Raw genomic sequence first — 2740 nt, forward strand, 5'->3', positions numbered from 1 at the left:
GATCAAGCGTTATAAGGGCATCTGGTGGATGCCTTGGCACTGAGAGGCGATGAAGGACGCAGCACGCTGCGAAAATCTTCGGGGAGCCGCGAGCAGGCTTTGATCCGGAGGTCTCCGAATGGGGCAACCCACCCTTAGGGGTATCGTCAGCTGAATCCATAGGCTGGCGAGGCGAACCCGGCGAACTGAAACATCTAAGTAGCCGGAGGAAAGGACATCAACCGAGACTCCGCTAGTAGTGGCGAGCGAACGCGGACCAGGCCAGTGGTGGCTTCTACAGAACCGGAAGCGTCTGGAAAGGCGCACCAGAGCGGGTGACAGTCCCGTACGGGTAGACCGGAAGCCATCCTCGAGTAGGGCGGGGCACGTGAAACCCTGTCCGAACATGGGGGGACCACCCTCCAAGCCTAAGTACTCCTCAGTGACCGATAGCGAACCAGTACCGTGAGGGAAAGGTGAAAAGCACCCCGATGAGGGGAGTGAAACAGACCTGAAACCGGATGCCTACAAGCAGTGGGAGCTTCCTTGCGAAGTGACCGCGTACCTTTTGTATAATGGGTCAGCGACTTACAGTATGCAGCGAGCTTAAGCCGGTAGGTGGAGGCGCAGCGAAAGCGAGTCTGAACAGGGCGCTTGAGTTGCATGCTGTAGACCCGAAACCCGGTGATCTAGCCATGGCCAGGTTGAAGGTGGGGTAACACCCACTGGAGGACCGAACCCACGCCCGTTGAAAAGGTCGGGGATGAGCTGTGGCTAGGGGTGAAAGGCCAATCAAACCGGGAAATAGCTGGTTCTCCGCGAAAGCTATTTAGGTAGCGCGTCGGATATTGCTGCGGGGGGTAGAGCACTGGATGGGCTAGGGGGGCGCGAGCCTTACCAAACCTAACCAAACTCCGAATACCCGCAAGCACAGTCCGGCAGACAGACGGCGGGTGCTAAGGTCCGTCGTCGAGAGGGAAACAGCCCAGACCGCCAGCTAAGGTCCCCAAGTGGTGGCTAAGTGGGAAAGGATGTGGGAAGGCCATGACAACCAGGAGGTTGGCTTAGAAGCAGCCATCCTTTAAAGAAAGCGTAATAGCTCACTGGTCTAGACAAGCCGGCCTGCGCCGAAAATGTAACGGGGCTCAAGCCACCCACCGAAGCTGCGGATGCGTCTTAGGACGCGTGGTAGCGGAGCGTTCCGTAGGCCTGTGAAGGGTTCCCGTGAGGGCGCCTGGAGGTATCGGAAGTGAGAATGCTGACATGAGTAGCGACAAGGAGTGTGAGAAACACTCCCGCCGAAAGTCCAAGGGTTCCTGCGCAAGGTTAATCCGCGCAGGGTGAGCCGGCCCCTAAGGCGAGGCCGAGAGGCGTAGCCGATGGAAACCAGGTTAATAGTCCTGGGCCTGGCAGAGGTGACGAATTCCAAAGTGTGTGCGGGCTTATCGGATTGTCCGCGCGCTGGAGGAGTTCCAGGAAACAGCCCTGCCGTACAGACCGTACCCGAAACCGACACAGGTGGACAGGTAGAGTATACCAAGGCGCTTGAGAGAACGGTGTTGAAGGAACTCGGCAAATTCCCCCCGTAACTTCGGGAGAAGGGGGCCCCGTTCCTGGGCAACCAGGGGCGGGGGGCACAAACCAGGGGGTAGCGACTGTTTACTAAAAACACAGGGCTCTGCGAAGCCACACAAGGCGACGTATAGGGTCTGACGCCTGCCCGGTGCCGGAAGGTTAAGAGGAGGGGTGCAAGCTCTGAATTGAAGCCCCGGTAAACGGCGGCCGTAACTATAACGGTCCTAAGGTAGCGAAATTCCTTGTCGGGTAAGTTCCGACCTGCACGAATGGCGTAACGACTTCCCCGCTGTCTCCAACACCGACTCAGCGAAATTGAACTCTCCGTGAAGATGCGGAGTTCCCGCGGTCAGACGGAAAGACCCCGTGCACCTTTACTACAGCTTTGCAGTGGTGCTAGGGAGCGCATGTGTAGGATAGGTGGGAGGCTTTGAAGCCCGGGCGCCAGCTCGGGTGGAGCCAACCTTGAAATACCACCCTTGCGGTCTCTGGCATCTAACCGCGCTCCGTGATCCGGAGCCGGGACCCTGCATGGCGGGTAGTTTGACTGGGGCGGTCGCCTCCCAAAGAGTAACGGAGGCGCGCGATGGTGGGCTCAGAGCGGTCGGAAATCGCTCGTCGAGTGCAATGGCATAAGCCCGCCTGACTGCAAGACCGACAGGTCGAGCAGAGACGAAAGTCGGCCATAGTGATCCGGTGGTCCCACGTGGACGGGCCATCGCTCAACGGATAAAAGGTACGCCGGGGATAACAGGCTGATGACGCCCAAGAGTCCATATCGACGGCGTCGTTTGGCACCTCGATGTCGGCTCATCACATCCTGGGGCTGGAGCAGGTCCCAAGGGTTCGGCTGTTCGCCGATTAAAGTGGTACGTGAGCTGGGTTTAGAACGTCGTGAGACAGTTCGGTCCCTATCTGCCGCGGGTGTTGGAGGTTTGAGAGGAGCTGTCCCTAGTACGAGAGGACCGGGATGGACGCACCTCTGGTGCACCGGTTGTGACGCCAGTCGCATCGCCGGGTAGCCACGTGCGGACGAGATAACCGCTGAAAGCATCTAAGCGGGAAACTCACCTCAAAACAAGACCTCCCTCAAGAGCCGTGCAAGACCAGCACGTCGATAGGGGGCATGTGGACGCGCGGCAACGCGTGAAGCTGAGCCCTACTAATCGCTCGTTCGGCTTGATCC

1 rRNA gene is annotated in these 2740 nt (G+C 58.8%); it reads left to right on the forward strand.

What is annotated here, in order from left to right:
• Window positions 1-2740: ribosomal RNA gene (locus tag HL658_RS36365) — 23S ribosomal RNA — on the forward strand.

The sequence above is a fragment of the Azospirillum oleiclasticum genome (assembly GCF_013423485.1).
GTDB lineage: Bacteria > Pseudomonadota > Alphaproteobacteria > Azospirillales > Azospirillaceae > Azospirillum > Azospirillum oleiclasticum.